At 43.0% G+C, this 26165-nt stretch carries 20 protein-coding genes and 1 pseudogene; 20 read left to right on the plus strand and 1 reads right to left on the minus strand.

Annotated elements, in window-relative coordinates:
• The first annotated feature begins 2 nt into the window (after positions 1-2).
• The 17 genes and pseudogenes from asnB to LZU85_RS16045 all read left to right on the plus strand — a co-directional run bounded on the left by asnB (position 3) and on the right by LZU85_RS16045 (position 20716).
• Complete coding sequence (gene asnB / locus LZU85_RS15965; protein ID WP_237287697.1) at positions 3-1928, plus strand: asparagine synthase (glutamine-hydrolyzing); 1926 nt, start codon at positions 3-5, stop codon at positions 1926-1928.
• Complete coding sequence (locus LZU85_RS15970; RefSeq protein ID WP_237287699.1) at positions 1925-3052, plus strand: glycosyltransferase family 4 protein; 1128 nt, start codon at positions 1925-1927, stop codon at positions 3050-3052. Before asnB ends, LZU85_RS15970 begins: the two co-directional genes overlap by 4 nt.
• The gene (locus tag LZU85_RS15975) at positions 3036-3650 is read left to right on the plus strand and encodes a sugar transferase (protein ID WP_237287700.1); all 615 of its coding nucleotides are present in this window, start codon (positions 3036-3038) and stop codon (positions 3648-3650) included. Before LZU85_RS15970 ends, LZU85_RS15975 begins: the two co-directional genes overlap by 17 nt.
• Positions 3640-4314, plus strand: coding sequence for an acetyltransferase (locus tag LZU85_RS15980; RefSeq protein WP_237287702.1), 675 nt, complete (start codon positions 3640-3642; stop codon positions 4312-4314). The genes LZU85_RS15975 and LZU85_RS15980 overlap by 11 nt, the downstream gene beginning before the upstream one ends.
• A 122-nt stretch (positions 4315-4436) precedes the next feature.
• Positions 4437-5612: a DegT/DnrJ/EryC1/StrS family aminotransferase gene (locus LZU85_RS15985; protein WP_237287704.1), complete on the plus strand. Its 1176-nt coding sequence runs from the start codon at positions 4437-4439 to the stop codon at positions 5610-5612.
• A 116-nt stretch (positions 5613-5728) separates the two neighbouring features.
• On the plus strand, positions 5729-7684 hold the full coding sequence (locus LZU85_RS15990) for a polysaccharide biosynthesis protein (protein WP_237287706.1): 1956 nt from the start codon (positions 5729-5731) through the stop codon (positions 7682-7684).
• A 475-nt stretch (positions 7685-8159) separates the two neighbouring features.
• Positions 8160-9203, plus strand: a complete 1044-nt coding sequence (locus LZU85_RS15995; RefSeq protein ID WP_237287708.1) for an N-acetylneuraminate synthase family protein — start codon at positions 8160-8162, stop codon at positions 9201-9203.
• Positions 9200-10348, plus strand: coding sequence for a UDP-N-acetylglucosamine 2-epimerase (neuC, locus tag LZU85_RS16000; protein ID WP_237287716.1), 1149 nt, complete (start codon positions 9200-9202; stop codon positions 10346-10348). The genes LZU85_RS15995 and neuC overlap by 4 nt, the downstream gene beginning before the upstream one ends.
• On the plus strand, positions 10348-12144 hold the full coding sequence (locus tag LZU85_RS16005; RefSeq protein WP_237287718.1) for an asparagine synthase-related protein: 1797 nt from the start codon (positions 10348-10350) through the stop codon (positions 12142-12144). Before neuC ends, LZU85_RS16005 begins: the two co-directional genes overlap by 1 nt.
• 33 nt (positions 12145-12177) lie before the next feature.
• Positions 12178-12885, plus strand: a complete 708-nt coding sequence (locus LZU85_RS16010; RefSeq protein ID WP_237287720.1) for an acylneuraminate cytidylyltransferase family protein — start codon at positions 12178-12180, stop codon at positions 12883-12885.
• Positions 12878-13825: an NAD(P)-dependent oxidoreductase gene (locus LZU85_RS16015; protein ID WP_237287722.1), complete on the plus strand. Its 948-nt coding sequence runs from the start codon at positions 12878-12880 to the stop codon at positions 13823-13825. Before LZU85_RS16010 ends, LZU85_RS16015 begins: the two co-directional genes overlap by 8 nt.
• Before the next feature lie 94 nt (positions 13826-13919).
• Positions 13920-15248, plus strand: coding sequence for a surface carbohydrate biosynthesis protein (locus LZU85_RS16020; RefSeq protein WP_237287723.1), 1329 nt, complete (start codon positions 13920-13922; stop codon positions 15246-15248).
• Positions 15249-15301: 53 nt separating this feature from the next.
• Positions 15302-16525: a lipopolysaccharide biosynthesis protein gene (locus LZU85_RS16025; RefSeq protein WP_237287736.1), complete on the plus strand. Its 1224-nt coding sequence runs from the start codon at positions 15302-15304 to the stop codon at positions 16523-16525.
• 44 nt (positions 16526-16569) lie between these two features.
• Entirely contained in the window at positions 16570-17550 is a 981-nt protein-coding gene (locus tag LZU85_RS16030; RefSeq protein ID WP_237287737.1) for an ATP-grasp domain-containing protein, read from the plus strand.
• Positions 17551-17692: 142 nt separating this feature from the next.
• Complete coding sequence (locus LZU85_RS21000; protein ID WP_237287738.1) at positions 17693-18814, plus strand: glycosyltransferase; 1122 nt, start codon at positions 17693-17695, stop codon at positions 18812-18814.
• A gap of 26 nt (positions 18815-18840) precedes the next feature.
• A complete protein-coding gene (locus LZU85_RS16040) occupies positions 18841-19638 on the plus strand; it encodes a glycosyltransferase (RefSeq protein WP_237287740.1) in 798 nt (265 codons plus the stop codon).
• 261 nt (positions 19639-19899) lie between these two features.
• A pseudogene (locus LZU85_RS16045) lies at positions 19900-20716 on the plus strand (IS630 family transposase).
• Between the two features lie 67 nt (positions 20717-20783).
• Here LZU85_RS16045 and wecA read toward each other — a convergent pair.
• A complete protein-coding gene (gene wecA / locus LZU85_RS16050) occupies positions 20784-21851 on the minus strand; it encodes a UDP-N-acetylglucosamine--undecaprenyl-phosphate N-acetylglucosaminephosphotransferase (protein WP_237287742.1) in 1068 nt (355 codons plus the stop codon).
• Positions 21852-22093: 242 nt separating this feature from the next.
• On the opposite strand from wecA, the gene LZU85_RS16055 reads away from it, so the two are divergent.
• From LZU85_RS16055 to LZU85_RS16065, 3 genes are all read left to right on the plus strand, one after another.
• Positions 22094-23260 carry a nucleotide sugar dehydrogenase gene (locus LZU85_RS16055; protein ID WP_237287744.1) on the plus strand — a complete coding sequence of 389 codons (1167 nt, stop codon included), beginning with the start codon at positions 22094-22096 and terminating at the stop codon, positions 23258-23260.
• A 46-nt stretch (positions 23261-23306) separates the two neighbouring features.
• Positions 23307-24311 carry an NAD-dependent epimerase gene (locus LZU85_RS16060; protein WP_237287745.1) on the plus strand — a complete coding sequence of 335 codons (1005 nt, stop codon included), beginning with the start codon at positions 23307-23309 and terminating at the stop codon, positions 24309-24311.
• 471 nt (positions 24312-24782) lie between these two features.
• Complete coding sequence (locus LZU85_RS16065; protein ID WP_237287746.1) at positions 24783-26123, plus strand: MBL fold metallo-hydrolase RNA specificity domain-containing protein; 1341 nt, start codon at positions 24783-24785, stop codon at positions 26121-26123.
• The last annotated feature ends 42 nt before the right edge of the window (positions 26124-26165 follow it).

Genomic DNA, 26165 nt, shown 5'->3' on the forward strand with positions numbered 1-26165 from the left:
TTATGTGCGGTTTTGCAGGTTTTTGGGCTCCCCAAGCTATTAATAATCATCAGCAATGGTTGGAGAGCATGCTTTCGACTATTCAACACAGAGGTCCTGACTCTTCAGGAACTTGGCATGAGAATGGTATTTTCTTGGGGCATCAGCGTTTATCGATACACGATTTATCCCCTGCAGGTCAGCAACCAATGCTAAGTGGCGGTTCACGTTATGTTATTGTTTTTAATGGTGAAATTTATAACTTTCAAGAACTTAGAGCGAAACTATCCAACCAAACTTGGAAAAGTAGTTCAGATACAGAGGTGATGCTTGCTGCCTTTGAAGAGTGGGGTATTGCTAAAGCTATTGAAGAGTTCAATGGTATGTTTGCTTTTGCTGTGTGGGATCGACAACAGCAAGAGTTAACTTTAGCTCGTGATCGTTTTGGTGAAAAACCGCTTTACTATATAGAACAAAGTGGCTTTTTCGCATTTTCGTCTGAGTTAAGTTGTATCGAATCACTACCCAATTTGCCATTAACTATCGACAGAACAAGCCTTTTACAACACGCAAGCTGCTCGTATATTCCAGCACCAGCGACAATATATAAAGAAGTTAAAAAACTTATGCCGGGCACGCTTATGCAGTTTAAGCCGGGCTTAGGTTTAAAAACGAGCACTTATTGGTCTTTGAATGACACGATCACAAAAGCGAAATCAACCCCTATAGTTGATGAGAATGATGCGATTGAGTTGCTAGATGCTGAGTTGAGAAAATCAATTAAAATGCGGATGGCTTCTGATGTACCGTTAGGTGCCTTTCTATCAGGTGGCATTGACTCGAGCACTGTTGTTGCATTGATGCAGGCACAGTCTGATATTCCTGTAAACACCTTCTCGATCGGGTTTAATGTGCCTGGTTACAACGAAGCGGAATATGCTAAAGAAGTCGCAAATTACTTAGGCACTCAACATCACGAACACTATTTAGACCCTAAGCAAGTTCTCGATATTGTGCCCAGTTTAGGCGCAATGTTTGACGAACCATTTTCAGATGCTTCACAACTACCAACGTATTTAGTGAGTGCAATGGCGAAGAAAAAGGTGACTGTTTGTCTGAGTGGTGATGGCGGCGACGAGCTCTTTGCTGGCTATAAACGGTATCAAGCTATCCCAGAAATGTGGCAAAAAGTAAGTCGCGTTCCCGCTCGAAAAGCCGTTGGTTCGATATTCGAAAAAATACCCGTTTCGCTATTAGATAAGTCATTCTTCTTTTTACAATCTAGCGCTAAGAAATATGGCCGAGAAGGCCAGATAGGCCCGAAAGTTAAGAAACTTGCTCAGTGGATGAAAGCGAATGATTTAAAAGAATTCTATCAAAACTCAATGATGCATTGGCCAGAAAGTAAGTCTTTAGTTTTTGGGGCAGAAAGCGACCCAGTTAAGTCAGTTCTTCTACCGGAGCTAGATGGTTTTATTGAAACACTGATGTTTGAAGATACGCTGAACTATTTACCAGGTGATATCTTAACAAAAGTAGATCGAACAGCGATGCAAGTGAGCTTAGAAGGGCGAATACCGTTTCTTGACCATAATGTCGTAGAGCTGGCTTGGCGTATGCCAATGTCTATGAAAATTAAAGGGGGGGATAGCAAGTGGATACTAAAGCAAGTTCTGTATCGCTATCTTCCACAAAGCATGATGGATAGGCCGAAATTAGGTTTTGGTGTACCTATCCATATTTGGCTGAGAGAGGAATTGGCTGAGTGGGCCCAAGATTTACTCAGCCATGAACGGCTAGCCACTCAGGGTATTTATAATCCTAAACTCGTACAAGATGCGCTGCGAGCGCACATTAATGGAGACCAAAATAACGCAACCGCTTTGTGGGATATTTTGATGGTACAAGCTTGGTTAGATGCCAATCCTGCGCGAAAAGGAAGGATATGACAAACGTTGTAGTTATTGGGGCTTTACCCCAATCGTTAATTAATTTTCGTGGTGAGTTACTTAAATCATTTCGTCGATGTAACGTTAACACCATTACTATGGCATCTGGTGCCAACACCGAGCAAAAAAAAATACTCAGTGACTTTTGCCATACTTACATCGATTATCCTGTCGCCAGAAATGGCTTAAGCCCTATACAAGATTCTAAAACAGTCTTTGCTCTATTAAGCCATTTCAAAAAAATTAAGCCTGATGCCATTTTGGCTTACACTATCAAACCTATTATTTGGGGGGGGATCGCTGCTCGCATAGCAAAAGTTCCGGCTTTCTATGCTTTGGTGACTGGCCTTGGTTTTGCTTTTCAACCCGGTGGTTTTTTGAAAGGTTTATTAATCCGTTTAGTGCGTTTGTTATATAAAACCGCATTAAAAGAGGCGAAAGGCGTTATTTTCCAAAATCCAGATAATATGCAAGTGTTTATTGAGCAAGGTATTGTACCCGAAGAAAAGTGTTTTTTGGTCAATGGTTCAGGGGTGGATCTAAGTCACTATGAGAAAGGGCCGTTATCTAACAAGCCGCGTTTTTTGCTTATTGCTCGCCTGCTTGGTGATAAGGGCATTCGCGAATATGCCAAAGCTGCGGCGGTAGTTAAGCAGCAGTACCCTGAAGCCGAGTTTCATTTAGTTGGCCCGGAGGATCCATCTCCTGATGGTATTCAGATCAGTGAAATTAAGCAGTGGCACGAAAGTGGTGCTATTCACTACCACGGTGCGACTAACGATGTTCGCCCGTTTATCAAAGCGTGTAACATCTTCGTATTACCCTCCTACCATGAAGGAATGCCTCGCACCGTATTAGAGGCAATGGCTATGGGCAGGCCAGTACTTACCACCAGCGTACCCGGCTGTAAAGAAACCGTGGTCAATGGTGAAAACGGCTGGTTAGTTGAAAAAGCCAACGTTGAACAGTTAGCTGAACGAATGATCTGGTTTATTGAACGTCCTGAATATTGGAAAATTATGGGCGACAAAGGGCACCAAATGGCTAACGAAAAATTTGATGTGCATAAGGTTAACGCGGAGATTTTAAAAATTATGGGATTGGCAGATGAAAAGGTTGTTTGATTTTCTGGTTTCACTTACAGCGCTTATCTTGCTCTCGCCGCTCATTGCGCTAGTCGCGTGGAAAATCCGCAAAAACCTCGGTTCGCCAGTGTTGTTTCGTCAAACACGCCCTGGCTTAAACGGTAAGCCGTTTGAAATGGTGAAGTTTCGCACCATGAAAGATGCTGTTGATTTGCAAGGTAAGCCATTGCCAGATTCAGAGCGCATGACTCCTTTTGGCGATAAGTTGCGTAACTCAAGCCTAGATGAATTGCCAGAACTATGGAATGTGCTTAAAGGTGAAATGAGCCTAGTTGGCCCACGCCCTTTACTAATGCAATATCTGCCTCTTTACAACCAAGAGCAAGCGCGCCGTCATGAGGTTCGCCCTGGTGTCACTGGCTGGGCACAAATCAATGGCCGCAATGCCATTAGTTGGGAAGAGAAATTTAAGCTTGATGTGTGGTATATCGATAACCGCTCGTTTTGGCTCGATTTTAAAATACTATTACTGACAGTAAAAAAGGTGTTTGTTAAAGAAGGCATCTCGGCTGATGGCCATGTCACCATCGCCCCATTTACTGGGCAAACGCCACAAGGTAATCCCAATGAGCACTGAATCCCAAAGTGCAGGCTCCCTTCGAACATGTGCCATTCTCGGAGCCAGTGGTCACGGTAAAGTAGTGGCAGAGATCGCTGAGCTCAAAGGTTATTCTGAGATTCATTTTTATGATGATCGCTGGCCAGAGTTACAAAAAATTGAGCATTGGAATGTCGTAGGCGATACCAACGCTTTGCTCGCTAACGCGGAGCAATATGCTTGCGTGGCGGTTGCGATAGGAAATAATGTAATCCGGTTAAATAAGCACAGGCAGTTACTTGAGGTTGGCGCTAGAATGCCTTCGTTGGTACACCCCAGTGCCATTATTAGCGGTTATGCCACAATAGCAGGTGGATGTGTTGTGATGGCGAATGCGGTGGTTAATCCTTTCGCGGTTGTCGGTCAAACATGCATTATAAATACAGGTGCTGTCGTCGAACATGATTGTCACTTAGCCGATGGTGTACATCTTTCACCCAACTCTGCGATAGCAGGTGGTAGTCAGATCGGAGAATGTGCTTGGCTAGGCATCGGTGCCGTGACTCGACAATTAGTCTCGGTGGGTGCTGGGGCTACTATTGGTGCTGGGGCAACGGTTGTTGCTAATGTCGCCGCCAATACAATCGTGATGGGTACACCAGCCAAAATACAAACAACTAAAGATCTAGGAGCTAGGTCTTAGGTCTTAGGTAAGAGAAGGTACTAGGCTCTAGGAAAAGCAAAACCTAGCCCCTAGAAACCTAGAGCTTAGTCCCTAGCAACCTCGTACCTAGAATTTATCTCGCCTTATTAATAGGAATGTCGATGTTAAATACCCCATTTTCTCCTTGGCCAAGCTTCACTCAAGAAGAGGCCGATGCAGTCAGCCGTGTGCTGCTGTCAAACAAAGTAAACTACTGGACTGGTAGTGAATGCCGAGAGTTTGAAAAAGAGTTCGCTGCCTGGGTAGGCTGTGAATACGCGATTGCGCTAGGCAACGGTACGTTAGCTCTTGATTTAGCGCTTAAAGCCCTAGGCGTTGGCGAAGGTGATGAAGTGATCACCACCTCGCGCACCTTTTTAGCGTCGGCTTCTGCCATTGTCACCGCAGGGGCCAATCCGGTGTTTGCGGATGTGGATCTTAACAGCCAAAACATCACCGCAGAAACCATTGATGCCGTCGTTACAGAAAAAACTAAAGCCGTTATTGTGGTGCATTTGGCGGGCATGCCAGCAGAAATGGACGCGATTATGGCACTTGCGGCCGAGCGCGGTTTCTATGTGATTGAAGATTGCGCGCAAGCGCATGGCGCGAAATACAAAGGCCGCAGCGTCGGTACCATCGGCCACATTGGCGCTTGGTCATTCTGCCAAGATAAAATCATGACCACCGGCGGTGAAGGTGGCATGGTCACTACCAATGATCAGACACTTTGGTCGGCCATGTGGTCATATAAAGATCATGGCAAGAGTTACGATGCGGTGTACAACCGCCCGCATCCTCCTGGTTTTCGCTGGTTACATGAAAGTTTTGGCACCAACTGGCGTATGACAGAGCTGCAAGGTGTGATTGGTCGCATCCAACTTCAGCGTATGGCAGAGTGGACTTCAAAACGTCAACATAACGGCAAGTTGATTGATCAAGCCGTGGCCGATCTACCAGTGGTGCGACGTGTTGAGGTGGCCGATTACATTGAACACGCAGAATACAAACACTATTTGTTTGTAAACCCAGAGCAGTTGAAGGAAGGCTGGACTCGTGATCGCATCGTTGAAGCAATCAACGCTGCTGGCGTGCCCGTTTATCAAGGCAGCTGCTCGGAAATCTATCTTGAAAAAGCGTTTGATGATACGCCATGGCGCCCAGTAGAGCGTTTAAAAAATGCGGTGACTTTGGGCGAAACCAGTTTGATGTTCTTGGTTCACCCAACATTAACAACCGAAGAAATGGAAAAAACAACGGCAGTAGTTAGAGAAGTGTTACTGAGTGCTTCTTTATAAGAAATCACCGTTACACTAGAAAACAGGCAATAAGCGTTATTGCCTGTTTTCTTTTTCATTTACTGTCCATTCTCGTCTAAAATTAACACCACTATAACTCTGAGAAATGTTGTCTTATGGATAAGTTGGCTTATATATGGTCTTTACCACGTCTGCACAAACGTTTGATAAGTTTGAGCATTGATACGTTGTTGATCACAGTGTCTTTTTTTATGGCTATATGGGTGCGATATGGTGAAGTGTCGTTATCGGTTTCAAGTGGAACATGGCTCACTCTGTTCGGCACCGTTATCGTCACCCTGATTGCTTTTACTAAACTCGGCTTATATCGTGCGGTGCTGCGCTATCTTACGTTTCACGCGCTCACGGTGATTGTGTTGGGGGCCTTGATTTCGGCGCTTTCTATTACCACGTTTGCCTATTTTTTTAATGCCACCGTTCCACGTACAGTCCCAATCATTTATATGACATTCCTCGCCTTTCTCTGTGGTGGAGCGAGAATGCTGGTGCGTTCATTAATTGTGCAAGTCAGTCGTAAGGGGAAGGAATGTGTACTCATTTATGGTGCCGGCACAACGGGTCGGCAGCTTGCGATAGCGCTGCGCAATGCCGAGAACTATCAAGTAAAAGGGTTTATTGATAATGATCCTTCACTGGAAAACACCATTATTCAGGGCTTGACCGTACACTCGTCGAAACAAGTCACTCGTTTAGTTGAAAGGCAAAATATCGAGAAAATTCTGCTGGCAATGCCAAGAGCATCGCGCTCTGAGCGCAAAGCGATTATTGATAGTCTGCTCCATTTGCCTGTTGAAGTATTAACGGTGCCTGACTTCAAAGATATTGTGAATGGCAATGCCACGGTCGATGAGCTTAAAGACGTTGCTATTGAAGACTTACTTGGCCGAGATCCTGTAGAGCCGAATCCTGAACTGATGAAAGCGAATATTCACGGCAAAGTGGTGATGGTCACTGGCGCTGGCGGTTCAATTGGTTCTGAGCTTTGCCGTCAGATTGTACGTCAACAGCCAAAAACCTTGATCCTATTTGAGTTGTCAGAATACGGCTTGTACGAAATCGATAAAGAGCTGTCTGGCATGGTGGAAGCGATGCAACTGGAAGTGGAAATCATACCATTGTTAGGCTCTGTGCAGCGAATCAACCGCCTAAGTGCCACAATGCGAGCGTTTGGTGTGCAAACGGTTTATCACGCCGCAGCTTACAAGCACGTTCCTTTGGTGGAATATAACGTGGTGGAAGGGGTTCGTAACAACGTATTTGGCACCTACTACAGTGCGAAAGCCGCGATTGAAGCCGGTGTGGAATCTTTTGTGTTGATCTCAACAGACAAAGCGGTACGCCCAACTAATGTGATGGGTACTTCTAAACGTATGGCAGAACTTGCACTTCAAGCCTTGGCAGAGAAAGAAAATGACAAAGTGAACGGTACGCGTTTTTGCATGGTGCGCTTTGGTAATGTGCTTGGCTCGTCCGGCTCGGTAATTCCACTGTTTAAGCGCCAAATCGAAGAAGGGCAGGCTATTACCGTTACCCACCCAGATATCATCCGCTACTTTATGACGATTCCTGAGGCTGCACAGCTTGTGATTCAAGCTGGCGCAATGGGCAAAGGTGGTGATGTATTTGTGTTGGATATGGGCGAGCCCGTTAAGATTGTCGATTTGGCGAAGAATCTCGTCCAGTTGTCTGGCCTTGAAGTGAAGTCTTTAGATAATCCTAACGGTGATATCGAAATCAAATTTACAGGTCTTCGCCCTGGTGAAAAACTCTACGAAGAGTTGTTGATTGGCGACAATGTAGAGGGAACGGAACACGAACGTATCATGACTGCGAATGAGCAATTTTTGCCGCTCGAGCAGTTTAATCAGATCCTTGATAACCTAGATAAGGCGTGTCATGAGTTTGATCACGAAACCATCCGTCAAATCTTGTTGGAAACCCCAACGGGCTTTAACCCAACCGACGGTATTGGTGATTTAGTTTGGAATGCCAAGCGCAAACGCAATGTCAATAAAGCGCCAGTTGTAGCAATCGTAAAAGCGACAGCCTAAAACTATTGTCAAAAGGGGGATTGTTAAAAGTTCCCCCTTTTCGTTTTACCCTCATTCTCTTGATCCTTTACTGGGTTCCTCAAGTCTCTATATTGCATATTTTCCTCTCTAGGAAAATATGACGATGTCAAATAAGAAAGTTTGTAGCATAGCAAGCACAACGTTATCGAGTGTCTCCACAGATAAAACGGAAGTCCGAGCGTCAATAGCGGGCCAATAGTCGATATCATATTCCGTCACTAGGCTTGGTGTGTTTTGAGCATGCATCTTGGTTTACCTATACTTATTCTTGTTCAAGACGCCTGCCGAGTATCCAAAAGAAACACGATTCAACTTAATTATCGTTGTTACGTTCGCGTGTTTTGGTTTAGCATTCATCGGGACATTGAGATCAAAGAAAAAGCTTTGTGATGGAACTGGGTTCAAAACTTGAGTTCCGTGATGCAAAAGTAGTGAATACAGAAGGTACTGCAAGATGAACTGTCATTTTAAAATCAACGAATTTGTGCTTGGTGGTCCAGAGTGTTACATCGTCGCTGAAATTGGCCAGGCTCACGATGGTAGTTTAGGAAGTGCTTATGCCTACATTGACGCGGTCGCTGAAGCGGGCGTCAACGCAGTAAAATTTCAAACACACATCGCGAGTGAGGAATCAACGAGGCACGAGCAGTTTCGTGTCAAAGTTTTTCCCCAAGATGAAACTCGCTACGACTACTGGAAAAGGATGGAGTTCACGCCACAACAATGGCAAGGGCTTGCAGATTATGCGCGCAGTAAAGGATTAGATTTCCTCTCAACTCCCTTTTCGATTGCGGCAGTTGAGTTGCTTGATAAGCTGAATGTGCCCGCATTTAAAGTTGGCTCTGGTGACACGAGTAATGAAACTCTATTGAGAGCAATGATTGAAACAGGCAAGCCTATACTGCTCTCTAGTGGCATGTCTTCGTATGAAGAGTTGGAGCAGTCCGTGAGTATGATAACCAGCCATGGCGTCGAGTGTGCGGTGTTTCAGTGTACAACCTCGTACCCATGCGCTGCTGAGGATATTGGTTACAATGTCATTCAAGAGCTAAGGCAAAAGTACCCTTTTCCCATCGGTTTATCAGACCATTCTGGGACCATCTATCCATCCATCGCGGCTGTCGCGCTTGGGGCCAAACTTATTGAAGTTCATGCTGTGTTTTCAAAGAGATGTTTTGGCCCAGATACAAAAAGCTCACTCACTATTGAAGAGTTAGCCGAGTTGGTTAAGGGCATCCGCTTTGTTGAAAAGGGATTGAACTCTCCGGTAGATAAAGCGCAGTCGGCAGAGTCTAGAAAAGACACGAAAGTTCTGTTTTCACGAAGTGCATTCTTTAAAAAGCCAATGGCCGCAGGCGACACGCTGACACCAGAGAGTTTCTCGATGAAGAAACCCGGAGGTGGCTTAACGTATCAGCAAGCTATTGCTTTAGTTGGGAAAACCCTAAAATTAGATAAAAATGCAGACGATTTTTTATATTTGGAAGATTTTGAATGAGAAAAATACTCGCAGTACTCGTAGATCGTGCGAACTACGGAAGAATGAAACCGGTTTTGACCTCTTTACAAAACGATCCAGATATTGACCTTGAGGTGCTATGCACCGGAACGATGCTCCTACAGCGTTTTGGTAAAGTCTCAGATATCGTAGAACATGATGGCTTCAATGTGACAAGTAAGGTCTACATTGAAATCGAAGGCTCTAATCCTACGACAATGTCCAAAAGCATCGGTTTAGGGATTATTCAATTTTCAACAGAATTTGAACGTATTAACCCTGATTTTGTTCTATTGATTGGGGATAGATACGAAGCGTTGGCGGTATCCATTTCGGCGGCCTATATGAATATCCCTATTGCACACATACAAGGTGGCGAGGTTTCTGGATCAATCGATGAAAGCTGTCGACACGCCATCACAAAGTTTAGTCATCTGCATTTTCCATCGACGCAGCGCTCCGCAGACTACATCATCAGAATGGGTGAAGATGATAAAAGTGTGTTTAATGTAGGCTGCCCAGCCGGCGATTACATCCTCTCCTTACCTGATGATTTAACATCTCAAGATATTCAAGGCGGTATTGGTCATCCAATAGACCTCTCAAAACCCTATTTGCTGGTTATATTCCATCCGGTGACCACGCACAAAAACCCACGCCAGGAAGTTGAAGAGATATTGTATGCGCTAGATACAATAGGTATGCAAACCATCTGGTTGTGGCCGAATGTGGATGCGGGCTCAGACAGAATATCATCCGCAATTCGAGCGTTTAGAGAAAGCCATGATGCAGAATGGCTGTATTTGATCAAAAACTTTAAGCCAGAAGTGTTTCAAAAGGTATTGAAAAAAGCAGCTTGCGCAGTAGGTAACTCTTCAAGTTTTATTCGTGACTCGACATTTAGTGGAGTGCCAGTCGTTTTGGTTGGTGATAGACAAGTTGGAAGAGAGCGTGGTGCAAACACGTTAGAAACTGAGCTTGAGCGTGAGCACATCATCAAGGCTGTTTCAGCTCAAATAGAGCATGGCCGTTATGAAGGGTGCAATATCTACGGCAATGGCAATGCATCTCAAAAAATCACCGAGATACTCAAATCATTTGAGCCAAATATACAGAAAACGATTAGTTATGTGGGTGAGCGATAATGTCTGGAATAGTGGTTTGTGATTCGGGAAGCATAAAAAGAACAAATAGACATTTTGAAGAGATTGTGTCGAGTCATTTTATAGGTAGGCAGCAGCACAGTTTGTTATCAAAAGATGATTTTATTTGTACAAGCCTGGTTTCTACCCCCAATAGTGCAGCGAGCCTTGCCATTGATCATCAAAAAAATCGAGTGTTCATAGTCGATGGCTACTTTGTTGAGAGTCTTGGTAGTGAGCAAAGCTCTGCAGATTGGTTTCTCGAACGTTATAACATGTTGGGAGAGTCTTGCTTTTCACAGTTGAACGGCTCATTTAACATTCTCATCATCGATAAAGATAGTGAGAAAATTAGCCTTATCACGGATAGATATGGCACTAGACCGCTTGTTTACTATTGTGATACCAATGCTTTTGCGGCTGCGTACAAGTCAGATTTACTGTTAGATTTAGCCCTCTTAGAAAAAAACATCAACCTAAACATGGTCGCTAATGCGCTCAGTTTTAGTCGTATTTGGTATGGAGACGAGACCTTTTATAAAGGGATAAAAACGGTTCCAGCCTCATCTAAGCTTACATGGAGTTGGGCGGCAGGTCTTGAGATAGAGCGCTACGAATATGAAAATCAATACAAAGGCACTACTCCTAATACCTCAGATTTAGCCAATATATTCAAGGAAGTGATGCAGGACTTCGCCAAAATACCAAATACGGGCATGAGCTTATCTGGTGGTTTGGATTCAAGGATGCTGTTAGCGGCAGGATTCGAAGGGCCGGCTTTTACTTGGGGCTATTGTGAGTCGAATGATGAGATAAAGTTAGCAGAACAATGTGCATCAGCTGCGAACATAGATTGGCATTTCGTGCAACTTGCACCAGAAGACTTTTTGGACAAAGAAGGCATCGGGGATAAATACAGAGAAGGTTTAGATCTCTTCGTTCAAGCATACACTCTTGCAGCCTACCCAGTCGTGGTGAGTAAAGGGATAGATGGTCTTATTACTGGATTGGCTCTGGACTTTACACTTGCTGGTTCATATAGCCCGACACCTGCATTGCCTATCTCTAATGACAAACTCTTGCAGTATGCATATGAGAAAATCGAGTATTTTAGAAAGGATCTAAGGAAAGATCTGATAACTCACGATGAAATCCTTGAGCGAATTGAAGCGATTGCGAGAAAGATTAATAGCGAACTGCTCACTAAATTTGAAACGAGTGATCGCCAAGAAGTTCTTTTTGACTTTTTTATGCAAAATAGGGTGAGACGATTCATTTTTCAACGGCAACTTTGGCAAAGAGCCTTTGTCGAAGATTACATTCCCACTTTCGATAATCGACTGGTTGACTATTTTAATTTGTTTAGCCTTGAGGAAAGAACGAATCACAAGATTTTCCGAGAGGTGCTACTCGCCTTATCCACCAAGCTGAGTGATATTCCATATCAGGGAACAAATCTTCCTGCATCTGCACCAGTGGCATATTGGCAAGAAGGGGCGGCGATAGAGGCCGAAAAAGAGGCTCTGACAAGAAAGATATTTTTTGAATCTCAAGGTCAATCTTATGTTCCTTACAATAGGTATTATTCTAACTTTGACGAGTGGTTGAGAGTCAATAAAACTTGGAAAGAAGAAGCAGAACGATTATTACTCAGTGAAGATACAGTCATTCATAGATATGTTGAGCCCAGTGTGTTAGCCCAAATTCTTGATGAGCAATATTCTGCAGAACGTTCTCACCATGGTCGCTTAATCGTTTTGATGTCATTGGAAAAAACGCTTCGCCAATTTTTCAACTAATTATTGATTGGATTTATAATAAGAAACTTAAAGATGAAAAAAATACTTGCCATTATCCCCGCTCGAGGGGGCTCAAAAGGTGTTAAGCGAAAAAACATTCGTAGCGTCGCAAACGAGCCTCTTATTTATTGGAGTATCAAAGCATCAAAGGAATCTAAGTTACTCACGCAAACTTATCTCAATACGGATGATGAAGAAATCGCCCAAGTGGGTCGTGATAAAGGGGCGCAAGTGCTAATGAGGCCATCTGAACTTGCTCAAGACAAAACGCCTATGATCCCAGTGCTGCAATATGTTTGCAGTGAAGCGGAAAAGATTCATGGTCGTTTTGATACCATCGTTCTTTTGCAGCCGACCGCACCAATGAGAACCGGTGCGGACATCGATCTGGCTATCAACATGTTCCATGATGCGGATTGTCAATCCTTGGTGAGCGTCTACCAGGTTGATGATTGTCACCCTTCTCGTATGTACAGGCTAACCAACAGCGAAACGCTGGAAAAAATCTACCAAGAGCCCAAAGGCGCGTTGAGACAAGACTTAGAGCCAATCTATCATCGCAATGGTGCCCTGTACCTATGTACAAGGGAGCTGCTCATGGAGAAGGGGCGCCTAACATGCGATAGCCCATTGGCATTTGTGATGCCTAAAGAACGCTCGGTAAACATTGATGATGAGTTTGATCTCAAAATCGCTGATTTTGTTATGTCATGCGCCGTGAGCCCCCAGGTGAATGAATAAAATGAAACCTTTGATTATCAATCTAGAGCCAGAAGGTTACTCGTTAAAGGCGGCTTCAAGATTGGGTGAGTACTTTGATTACCGAGAAGTACAGAACGGCAAAATATTACCCGAGCAGCTCAAAGAGGCTTCTGGCATCATTACCCGCTTAGCTTATCAAATTAATCATGATTTTCTTGGTGATGTAGAAAAGCTCAAATTTGTCGCAACAGCTACCACAGGCATCAATCATATAGATGAAACTCTCGGGCTCGATATTGTGTCGTTAAAGGGGGAGAGGGCGTTTTTAAACAAGATAACCCCTACAGCGGAGCATACGTGGGGGTTGCTTCTTGCGCTGGCAAGGCAATATAAAAAAGCGTTCAAAAGCGTCGAGCAGTTTGTCTGGAATCGAGATGAACATCTGGGCATTCAGTTATATGGAAAGACAATTGGAATCATTGGATTAGGTCGTCTGGGGAGGATGGTTGCACAGTATGCTAAAGCGTTTGGTATGCGAGTGGTTTATCATGATAACCAAGCCGTGAATTCAGAGTTTGAAAGCGTGTCACTCGACACTTTGCTGCAGCAAAGCGATGTGGTGAGCATACATTTGCCTCTGGAGTCAGACACAGTGGAATTTATTTCCTATAAAGAGTTATCAATGATGAAACCCGGCGCTTTATTGATTAATACTGCCCGAGGCGAAATTCTAAATGAAGACGCATTGCTAGATGCCTTGCTCAGCGGTCGTTTAGCAGGTGCTGCACTTGATGTTGTCAGCGAGGAAAAAGCATGGGGTGGCATTGTTCCGGCAGAGAATAGATTAGTCCAATATGCCTGTAACCATCATAACTTATTGATAACACCTCATATCGGTGGGGCATGTCCAGATGCGATGAGGATGACTGAAGAGTTCATTGCTGAAAAAATAATCCAGCACTATGCCCAATTATCCTAACACTATAAGAGCATATTAAGAGTTTTTCAGAACCATCTTTGTAAATGCTCTAGCTCGCATTGTTAGCCGTCTAAAATATATAAGAGAGCTTAAGTTGACAAAAAAGTATTTATATCTGCCAATAGAGACCAAGGTGAGAGAGCTGGATGCAAAACTCCTTGTCGCAATGGAGGCATTGTACCGCGGTTATGATGTCATTATTGGAGAAGATACCTTTTTACAAAAGATTGACCAATTGCCAGAAGGTATGATTTTTCACAAGGATGCGCTATCTATACGAACGGAATTATTCAAAAATGCTCGAGCTTGCGGGCATAAAGTGGCGGTCAATGATGAAGAAGGTTCCGTTGTTCATTACTGGGAACGCTATATCAGTAAGCGTATAGGTGAAGAGGCATTATCTTATACCGATTTATTTCTCTGTTGGGGGCGAGAGCAATACGCGCAGTTGAGCCATTCCTTTAAAAATGGTTCAGCGAAAATGGCCGTGACTGGTCACCCAAGAATAGATTTACTCCGTGAGCCGTTTAGACACATCTATGGAGAGCAGACCAACGAAATCATTTTGGTCAATACACATTTTTCATTGTGTAATTACATCGATGGCGCCGATAAGCTCATTGCGCTTTTTGAGCGCACAAAAGTACTCACATCACCGCAAGACTATGAGCGACACGCTCGGCACGTTGAGTATAAGTCACAGCTCATGAATGAGTATGCAGAGTTAGTTCGTGCTATCTCTGAGCAACACCCTAAGCAAAAAATCGTTATACGCCCGCATCCATCAGAAAATCCTTTGACTTGGGAGACAATGTTTAAGCACTATGAGAACGTTGTTGTCACCAAGGAGCATTCGGTTGGTTATTGGATAAAACGCGCATTACTGGTCATCCATACGGGGTGTACAACCGCAATCGAAACCTTTTATTCTGATAAGCCTGCTGTTGCTTATAAACCGATCAAAAGCAGTGAATTTGAGGTCTATCTGCCAGATTCAATTAGTATCGCCATATCAAACAAGATGCAGTGTCTGGAATTGATCGAACAGTTAATGGATGGATGTTATGATTTATCATCTTATTTTGAAAATGCATCAAAAATAATGGAAGATAATATCGATACTCAAGTTTCGTATTCTTGCGAAAAAATTATGAATTTGATTGATAATAACTTACACCCAGCTAAAAGAAACCGCTCAATTAAGTCTATCTTTCTTGGTTTAAGCATAAAAAGAAAAATAATAAACTTAATAAAAAGCATTTTGCGTATAACCGAAAATAATAAGTTTGAAAAAACAAGCAAAGAAGAAGTTGAGTGCTTGTTAAAGAAGCTAACCAGTCTGAGTAGTCGGAATGAAATGATTGATTATAAAGTTCACGAGTTGCTTCACAATGTTTTTTATATTGAAAGCAAGAGTGTTTGAGGTTTTGTTGTGAGCTCTTGGTTATACGGAAAGGTTCTTTCTTCGAGATTAGTATGAAAAATAATATTATCTATGTTGCGGGCACCTTCCTGAACTCAGCGATTCCGTTTCTATTTCTGCCAATATTAAGTAGGATTTTAGAGCCGGCTGAATATGGTCAGATGAACTTATTGCTTACGATTTATGCACTATTAATGCCTTTAACATCAATTAGCTTGTCGAGTTACCTCTATAAGCGATTCTTTGATAAGTCAGGCTTGGGGTGGAATGTCTTTTTACACTGTTTTCGAACAGTTTCTAAGTGGATAGTCATTCTATTACTCTTAGTCTCGTCTCTTGTTGTTATTTACTTGGCGTATAATGAAGTAGATGATCTGGCCATTTTCTTTGCAATTCCTTTGTTAACTCTAGCTGGGTTTTGTAATTCCATCTACGTGACATTACTTCAAATCTATACCGCTCAAGGGAAATCGGTTAGATTTCTGGTGACTCAAGTCTCCTACACACTGGCTGTATTTTCCGCAACTTTACTATTTCTATTTGTATTTGAACTGCGAGATCTCAGCCGTATAGTGGGTGTGATATTAATTGATGTGTTGTACTTTTTTGTCTGTTATCAAACTTTGAAAAAAGAGCTGATAAAGGCAGAAAGTACTCCTTTTCCCAATGAAACGAATCGATTTATTACATACGGTTTGGGGCTAATGCCACATTTGGTAGCATCGGTTTTATTGTCAACTGCGGATAAGTTTATTATTTCAGCCCATTTGAGTATGGCTGACTTAGCTATTTATGCGGTGGCCGTGCAGTATTCATCTATACTAATGATATTTACTCAAGGATTGAGCAAGGATTGGGGGCGACAATTTTTTAAACTTCCGAGTTTTAGACAGCAAAAGAAACGTTTAACGATGTTGGTTTCGTTCATTCTGCTTTGCGCCGTATGCCTCTACTTCATGAAAGGTATATTTTATACGTTTTTTGTCGGTGAGAGTTTGAGGAAGGGCTTTGACGTTTTGCTCGTTCTTATTTTTTCGCAAGTCTTTCACTCAATATATATCCTGGTTTCTATTTATATTAAGCACAACGGAAAGACTTACTATTTGTCGGCTTTTACAATGATTGCTTTGGTCACGAATATCCTTTTTTCTTTGTCTTTAGTTGATTCGATGGGGTTGATAGGAGTGGCGATAGGCACATTGATAGGGATGTCTACCAAGTGTGTTTTGGTTATTTTCTATGTGTTTATTGAACATCGCAAAGCGAGAGCAGTGTAATAAAGGTTAGCACTTGCAAGTGATTGGCTTAATTTGGTATTAAAATGAAAAAAATTATCATCCTTCAACACAATGGATTTTTTACCCAGCATCTTCAGGAATATCAAAATATTGATATGTCATTGGTGTGCTCAGAGTTAGAAAATGCAGGGTATGAGTTCGAGTTTTTAGAATATAAGCATCTCGCAGATTATCACTATAAAGTGGATGACTCTGCGATTTATTGGACAGGAAGCCATCAAAATATTAGCGTCAAGCACTATATTAATGATGTGCTTACTGCTCGATTTATGGGGCGCAACAACCTTGTCCCTGCGTTAGATACCGTTTTAGCTCATGAAAATAAGGGGTTGATGGGGATGTTGGCTGCTGAGAAAGCCCTTCCTTTTGTTGCACAGAACTACCATATTTCGAGTGTTGAAAATCCAAGCCTCGCTAAATTTCCCATTGTGTTCAAAGTCCTTGGTGGTGCAGGCAGCAAAGGGGTTTCATTGATTCATGATCGAAGGCAGTTGCTGAAAGCCTTGCGAGCGACCACATTTTTAGAAGCGAGCGTTCGAGAAATGCGCGAAGGCGTAAAGAACCGATTACGAAAGTGGATAAATCGAAAGGAGCAAGCTGATTATCTTACCCAACAAGCGCGATTTTGCGAACAGGCTTTTGTTCCTGAATTAAGCTCAGATTATAAAGTGTTGGTGTTTTGGGATAAGGTGTATGTGCTCAAGCGCGCGGTCAGAGAAGGGGATTTTCGTGCAAGTGGTTCAGGCAAGTTTGAAGTACAACAAACAATAGATACGGCATTGGCAGAGTTGGCGATTGATTGTCGGAAAAAACTCAATACGCCCTATTGTAGCCTAGATTTTGTCACGCTACCCACTGGAGAATATCAACTGATTGAGTTTCAAACTTGCCACTTTGGTCCCTACACACAGATATCGGCAAATATTTTTTATTGTGGAAATATTGAAGAGAACAAAGACTCTTTTGAGAGAGTGTTTACAAAGGCTTTGATTGACTTCTTATGATGATATCTAAGCGGTATATTCCGCTGACTTATGATATCGACTGTCTTTTAAATACTTCTGTTTTATCGAGAAGTTTTTTATGTTGTCGGTGTGCCTATTATTTTTCTTACGTTTCTTCTGTTAATTTTTTGGATAGGTTTTCGTGATTAGTATAGCATATATCTGTTCTACCCTTGAGCAAACTGGGCCTACGTCTCAACTTTTCAACATTTTATCGGGTTTAGATCGCTCTCAGTTTGTATCCTGCATCATCACGCTTTCACCAGAAAAAAACAGTTCTCTGAAAGCTAGATTTGATGCAGCAGGTTTTAAAGTGATCTGTATTGATCCTTCTGGGTGTTTGAGTTTGGCGAAGCTGCAGTGGTTAATAGACGCTTATCTTGTTGAAAATAATGTCGACGTTGTTCATACACAAGGTATTCGAGCGGATGGCCTGATGAGTCGTATCGTTAAGAACAGAGATATTACATGGGTGGCCACATTGCGCAATATCCCTTACCTAGACTACCCGGCACAATATGGATTGTTGAAGGGTTATGCGATGGCGGTGTTTCATCTTGTTGCTTTGCGGTCATGTTCTCGCGTTGTGGTCGTCAGCCAGTCTGTTAAAGCGTCATTGCAGAAGTTTTTTCCTCACCCAGTTAACGTAATTGCCAATGGCATCGATACTCAGTTTTACTGTGCGAAACACATCCCACAGGATACATCGGCAAAGTTGAAACAATCTCTTTCGCTCTCAAGCAATGAGCGTGTGCTTGTTTATACAGGCATACTTGAAGAACGTAAAAATCTTGTGCCGTTGCTTGATGAAGTGGTTAAGTGTGACGGCTTTCGGCTTGTCTTAGTCGGTGAAGGGCGTTTAAGAGATGAGCTATCTCAGCATCCAGCTGTCATTTCCAATCAAGCGATCTTAGTGGGATCTGTACAAGATGTGCGACCATTTTTGGCCATCGCCGATGCGTTTATTTTGCTCTCCAAAGCGGAAGGGCTTCCTAACTCTGCGTTAGAAGCATTGGCTCTAAATTGCCCTGTCATTTTGAGTGACATAGGGCCGCATCGAGAGATCGCTGAATTAGCCCTTAGTTGTGTTCATCTTATCGATCTTGAAGATAGTTCATCATTGAGCACTTTCCTCAATACTGAGTTTTCAACATGGCGTAACGCTATGTCAGCTCAGGTGTGTCGTGATATTACAGTAAGCGCGTTTAGTTCGCTTGTGAATTCAACCAGTTATCAATCATTATATACAAAGTATGAGGTGTAAGGTTGTCGCCTAAAGTTGCCGTAATTATGTCTGTTTATCGATCAGACAATTTAGACCATTTTAAGTTGGCTGTTGAGAGTATCTTGAGGCAAAGTTACTCATCGACAGACTTATTTATCTGGCGAGATGGCCCTGTGCCCGAATCAATCGATATCTATTTAGATACATTGACTGGATATAAGAACGTATTTATCACTCGCGCTCAAGAAAACCAAGGTTTAGCCGCTGCCCTTAACGCGATGATTGAGCTGGTGGTAAGTTCCCGTCAATACACGTTTATCGCCCGTATGGATAGTGATGATATCTCTTACCAAGAACGTATTGCTAAGCAGGTCAGCTTTTTTTTAGGCAATCCAAGTGTGGATGTGATCGGCACCGCCTGTAGAGAGTTTGGAAGTAGTTTTGCCTTAGAAGCGAAAGTCCTACCAGCCAAGCATGATCAACTGCTTGATTTTAGTATTGTCAGATGTCCGTTTATTCACCCTTCGGTGATGTTTCGAAGTGATGTCTTTGAACGCCCAGAAATTCGATATCCGACAAACACCGAACTTACGGAAGACCTTGCTTTGTGGTACATGTTGCTTTGTTCGGGAGCGCGATTCGCGAATATATCAGATGTGCTAATGGATTATCGTTTAAGTGAAGCGACGCTTTCGCGAAGGACTGGAATCGGTAAAGCATTTAGCGAGGTGAAAGTGCGTTATTACTACATGAGAAAGCTGAATCGCGTTTCTGCACGGAATGTACTTGGCGTTGCCTCGAGATTGCTTTTCCATGTAATGCCATTGCCACTGATTCGCTTTGCGTACAAGTATTTGCGTTAAAAACAGCATTAGCAGATCATTAATCGAGAATCGCTTGGCTCAACCGCGATTTTTTTGAGGGGTATTTTGTACTGTTCATGCAGAACTTTATCTCAATCTCTACTCAACTCATTGATGGCAAGTTATTTGAAGCCGCAGGAAAGAAAGGCGTTTTTTAAATAGGATTGAATCATATCGTTTAACAGTGACGGATTAGACTCCTATATCCGTGATCATTGAAGATGCTTGATTTCTCATAAAATCAGGATCATGCTACGCACCATGAAAATAATACTGACTCCTCAACAGAAACAACAACTCGAAGAGATGCACGACTCAGCTTGTGATGGTCGAGTGCGTGACCGCATCAAAGCGGTTTTACTCGCGTCTGAAGGTTGGAGCCAGGCGATGATTTCTCAAGCTCTTCGTATTCACGAATCGACAGGCGCTCGTCATCTCAGTGATTACGTTCTCTCTGAAAAACTTAAGCCTGAAAATGGTGGTAGCCAAAGCCGACTTTCTGCTGGGCAAACCATAAACCATGCTACTTATCGAACATCTGGCTGAGAAAACGTACTTTCATACCCACCAAATTGTCGCTTATGTACAAGCTGAGTTTGGTATCCGTTATACCGTTGCAGGAATGAACAAGTGGCTACATCATCACGGCTTCTCATATAAAAAGCCGAAAGGTGTACCGCACAAGTTTGACCCAGAGATGCAGCAAGCCTTTATCGAACATTACAACGAGACGCTAAGAAAAAGTGAAGACCCAGTGTTGGCCATGGATGCCGTTCATCCTACGCAGTCAACAAAACTCAGTTATGGCTGGATACGAAAAGGCCAAAACAAAGTGATTGAGACAACAGGCAGTCGAAGTCGTCTTAATATTATCGGTGCGTTACCACTTCAAAATATTGGCGCAACCGTGACAGAAACGTATGACACGATAAACAGCGAGAGCATCAATCCAATAGAGCGGTTATGGAAAGTGATGAATGAGTATGCGAGGAACAATATTTACTTCTCCTCGAAGGCTGAATTTACAACGGCTATTAATGAACTTTTCAATGTAACGCTGCCAAAAGTTGCAGGTTAACCGGTATCCAGAATTACGGATAATTTTCAGATTTTGAAACCTACATCTTCAAGTTGAGTGGGTATAGTTATGTTGTTTCAGCCGATGTCTTTCCCAGAAGCTGTCGAACAAAGCTCGTTATTTTCCACACATAAGTTAGTAGGGTTGCGTAAATGAGGAAGCAAGCTAGGAAACTATAGAACATAAATGCTTCACTAATTTTATTTATTTCGCCGTAAATGCCAAAGACCGCCAATAAAGTCGAAAAGCCACAGATCACGATGAGTGTTTGTCTCGAGCTAAGACCTAAGCGCTGGAAAATATGGTGTAGATGCTCTCTATCGGGTTTAAAGGGTGAATCTCCCCGTCGAATGCGACGTATCATGATAGCTGCCATGTCCATAAGTGGGATCGCAATAAGCCAAAGTGCCGTCACGGGTCTCATAAGCGGTTTATTTTCTGTTTGGCTAATACCAAGTAAGAGCCAAATAACGGTAAAGCCAATCATCATACTGCCCGCATCACCCATGAACACTTTGCGCTCGCGACCAAGTAGCCCAAGGTTCATTAAAATGTATGGTAGTAAGGCGACAATGATGACAACACACAGATATGTTAATCCGTGCTGGTCAGCGATATTTAGCAAGAATGCTAATGCGCCAAAAGTGACGATGGAGAGACCACCAAGAAGCCCATCAATCCCATCAACCATATTGAAAGCATTGATGGCGCCTATTACCGCAAGAATAGTGACAATACTACCAGTCGAGCCAAGGTAAAGGTTGCCAAATCCTAAAAGATTACCAAGGTTGTGTAGTTCCATTCCGGCAATATTAATCATCAGCAGTGATAACGCGGCTTGAATCACCATGCGTATTTTAAAACTCATATCAAATTTATCATCAAGCGCTCCCACAAAAGAAAGGATCGCTATAGATGCAAGATATAGCCCGCTATGATTGATGGTTTCAGGTCTAAATATCAAGTATTGGGCGAGCACTAAGCATATGGAAATCCCCCCGACAAGAGGAACGCACCCTACATGTAATTTGCGTGCATTGGGCTTGTCAACGAGGCCTATCCGTCTCGCAACTTTTCGCATCAAAAATAGGGTGGCAAAAGAAGAAAAGAATATGAAGGAGAGTTCTAAAAACATGGGCTAGTCAGTTGGTTTTGCAATGAGCGTTATAATGATGAATTCTAGCCTAGTTTACACCTTCAGCAAAGGTTTGCTTCTGGTTAATGTTGACCAGTTTTATTGCTTGTAGAAGGACACATTTGATGTTGGCTAGATGTGTTGTATGTGTAAAACGACGGTGTTTGTCTTGCTGGGTTTGTACTATCGGTAATATGCCTTTTTTGGTAATCTTTGAAAAAATTTTGTATGGACATCAATCAATGAAAATCGCAGTTGCGGGTACCGGCTACGTTGGATTATCCAATGCCATGCTTTTGGCGCAGAACCACCAAGTTGTCGCAGTAGATATCATCAAAGAAAAAGTCGATCTATTAAACAACCAACAATCTCCGATTATAGACACTGAGATTGAATGTTTTTTATCAAATAAGTCGTTAAACTTTACCGCTACGCTAGACAAAGAAGCCGCGTATCGAGATGCTGAGTTTGTTATCATTGCGACACCGACGGATTACGACCCACAGACTAATTACTTCAACACCTCTTCAGTTGAAGCAGTGATCCATGACGTAATGACTATTAATCCTGATGCTGTAATGGTGATTAAGTCTACGGTTCCTGTTGGTTATACCGCTCGAATTAAGAAAGAGTTGGGTTGTGAGAACGTAATTTTTTCTCCAGAGTTTCTTCGAGAAGGCAAAGCACTTTACGATAATCTTCACCCATCTCGCATCATTGTTGGTGAACGAAGTGAGCGTGCGGAGGTTTTTGCAAACTTACTGGTTGAGGGGGCAGTAAAGGATGATATTCAAGTGCTTTTTACCGATTCGACAGAAGCTGAAGCGGTAAAGCTCTTCTCAAATACCTATCTTGCTATGCGTGTTGCGTACTTCAATGAGCTGGATTCATACGCGGAAGCGCACGGCCTAGACGCACGCCAAATTATCGAAGGCGTGGGGTTAGATCCTCGCATTGGCAACCATTATAACAACCCATCATTTGGTTATGGTGGTTACTGCTTGCCAAAAGATACCAAACAGCTATTAGCAAACTACCAAGATGTACCGAATAACATTATTGGCGCCATTGTTGATGCTAACCGTACACGAAAAGACTTTATTGCTGATTCGGTTATCAAACGTCAACCCAAAGTCGTTGGGGTATACCGTTTGATCATGAAAGCGGGTTCGGATAACTTCCGCGCTTCCTCAATTCAAGGAATCATGAAACGTATCAAAGCTAAAGGCATTGAAGTAGTGGTGTATGAGCCTGTTTTGAAAGAAGCTGAATTTTTCCACTCTCGTGTAATCAAAGATTTGAATGAGTTTAAGCAAACAGCGGATGTGATAATCTCAAATCGCATGGTGGATGAAATAGCTGACGTTGCGGATAAAGTTTACACCCGTGATTTGTTTGGTGGTGATTAGGTCTAGGCTCTAGGCCCTAACTCCAAAATCATTTTGAGACTTAAATATGAAATATCTAGTTACTGGCGCGGCAGGATTTATTGGTAGTGCCACGATTAAAAAGCTCACAGAGCAAGGCCACAATGTGGTTGGCATCGATAATATCAACGACTATTACGATGTAAATCTTAAACAGGCTCGGTTGGCACGTATAGAGCATCCGTTATTTTCTTTTATTCAATTAGATATCGCAGATCGAGAGGCATTGGCGAATTTATTTGCAACGCAACAGTTTGAACGAGTGATTCATTTAGCTGCGCAAGCGGGAGTCCGTTACTCGTTGGAAAACCCACACGCTTACGCGGATTCTAACTTAGTGGGCCATTTGAATATTCTTGAAGGGTGTCGACAAACTAAGGTTAAGCACTTAATTTATGCCTCTTCGAGCTCTGTGTATGGGCTGAATGAGAAAGTGCCTTTTGCCACGTCAGATTCTGTAGATCACCCAGTATCGCTTTATGCGGCCACCAAAAAATCTAATGAGTTGATGGCGCACAGCTATTCCCATCTCTATGATATTCCAACCACAGGTTTGCGCTTTTTCACCGTATATGGTTCTTGGGGCCGACCGGATATGGCGCCGTTTATTTTCACCAAGAAAATTCTTGGTGGTGAAACGATAGACATCAACAACAATGGTGATATGTGGAGAGACTTTACCCATGTAGATGATATCGTGGAAGGTGTTGTTCGGATTGCTGATGTTATCCCAACCCGAAATGAATCTTGGACTGTTGAAGTTGGAACACCAGCAACGAGCTCTGCGCCATACTCGGTTTATAACATTGGTCATGGTTCTCCTATCAATCTGATGGATTTTGTGCAAGCAATTGAAAATGAACTTGGTATTGAAGCAAAGAAAAATTTTCGCGAAATGCAACCAGGTGATGTTTATCAGACTTACGCAGACACGGAAGATCTATTTGTTGCTACTGGTTACAAGCCAAAAGTCACCGTAAAAGAGGGTGTTGCTGAGTTCGTTTCTTGGTATAGAGAGTTCTACAGCAAGTAATATATCTTGGAGTAGAACTCGTTGTGTTTCGAGCTAGGTTGATAAGAAAACCTAGCTCTTTTTGGTGTCTATGACACTACTTGTTTCTTTTCCTCACTAACGCAAGGCACCATGGTTTAGCGAGCGCTTGTAGGCATTGCCACAACAATTTTCGTTGTTGTTAGTGATCCAGCTGTTGTCTGTTGCATTGAGTGCATTTTCAAATGCAATATTTGGCACGTGATGTTCAGTAATTGTCACCTTAGTATGCATTTTTGCCAACTTACTCGAGCATTGCTCTGTTGGAAAACCATCTTTTTTATTCTGTCGTAGTATATAGAACAAGACGAACAAGGCAGTGTTTTCCATCTCTGTCCGAATGCAAGTGAGTCGGATGCGTACCGAAGGCTCTGCACGATAAACTCGCGATTACGATAGACAGTATCCGGTGTTTTTTATCTTGGCCTGTTGTCCAGCTAATAAGGAGTAAGCATGCAAGTCATTCACCATGGGGGAAAGGATACCGTCACAGGCTCTTGTCATGAGTTTCGCGCTGCGGGTATCGCACTCTTAATCGATTGTGGGCTTTTCCAAGGGAAAGATGCGCGGCCTCCAGAAGTGGATTTCCCTGTCAAACATATTGATGCTTTAGTGCTGACTCATGCGCACATCGATCATATTGGTCGTATTCCTTGGCTACTTGCCGCAGGATTTTCTGGTTCTATCTACTGTACGGAAGCGACTGCTGAACTCGTTCCGCTGATGCTAGAGGATGGGCTAAGGTTACAGTTAGGCTTAAACCACAAACAGTTACACCAAGTGCTCGATTTGGTCAAAAAACGCGTAAAACCAGTGAAGTATGGAGAATGGTTAAGGCTGACTCCTCGCGTAACAAATGGCAATCGGGCTTCGCGCTCTGTTTCTTATGCTTTAGAAAACTACCTCTATCTGCGTTTTAATCCTGCTGGTCATATACTGGGTTCAGCCTATTTGGAGTTTAAGCTACCAAACGATGAAATCGTGGTTTTCTCTGGTGATTTAGGTCCGAGAAATACCCCGCTACTGCCAGATCCCATTTCGCCTCCTCGAGCCGATTATCTGTATATAGAAAGCACTTATGGTGACAAATTGCATGAAAGCGTTGAAGAAAGAGGAGAGCGCCTCAAGTCGATCATCAATCGCTCATTGCAAGACGGTGGCACCATCTTGATTCCTGCGTTTAGTGTCGGCCGCACACAAGAGTTGTTGTTTGATATTGAGCAGTTGATATTTGAGCATAATATCGGTACCGACATCCCTATTATTCTCGATTCGCCATTAGCCAAAAGAGTAACTCAATCGTATCGCCGATTTAAAAAACTATGGGGAAAGGAGGCGAAACGTCGGCTGGAGGTGCATCGCCATCCGTTGGCCTTTGAACAATGCATAACGATAGATGATTATCGTCAACATAAAACATTAGTGAATCGTCTCGCATCAACAGGGGAGCCAGCGATTGTGGTTGCCGCATCTGGCATGTGCCAAGGTGGCCGGATTATGGACTATCTCCAAGCGTTGTTGCCAGATGAGCGTACGGATGTGTTGTTTGCTGGATATCAGGCGAACGGTACTTTGGGGCGTGAGATTCAGTCTGGTGAGAAAACGGTACAAATTGAGCAGAAAATGGTGGAGGTTCGCGCTCAGATACATACGATGTCTGGATACTCGGCCCATGCAGACCAAGCAGACCTACTGGCCTTTATTCAAGGTATTGCGCAAAAGCCGAAGGAGATCTATTTGATCCATGGTGAAGAGGAAGCAAAACAAAGCTTGCTCCGAGCCATGCAGTTTTAGGTTTCTGGTTTCTTTTGTCTTTTCTTCATTTTTATCTTTTAC

Source organism: Vibrio floridensis (assembly GCF_021852965.1).
In the GTDB taxonomy this organism is placed as follows: domain Bacteria; phylum Pseudomonadota; class Gammaproteobacteria; order Enterobacterales; family Vibrionaceae; genus Vibrio; species Vibrio floridensis.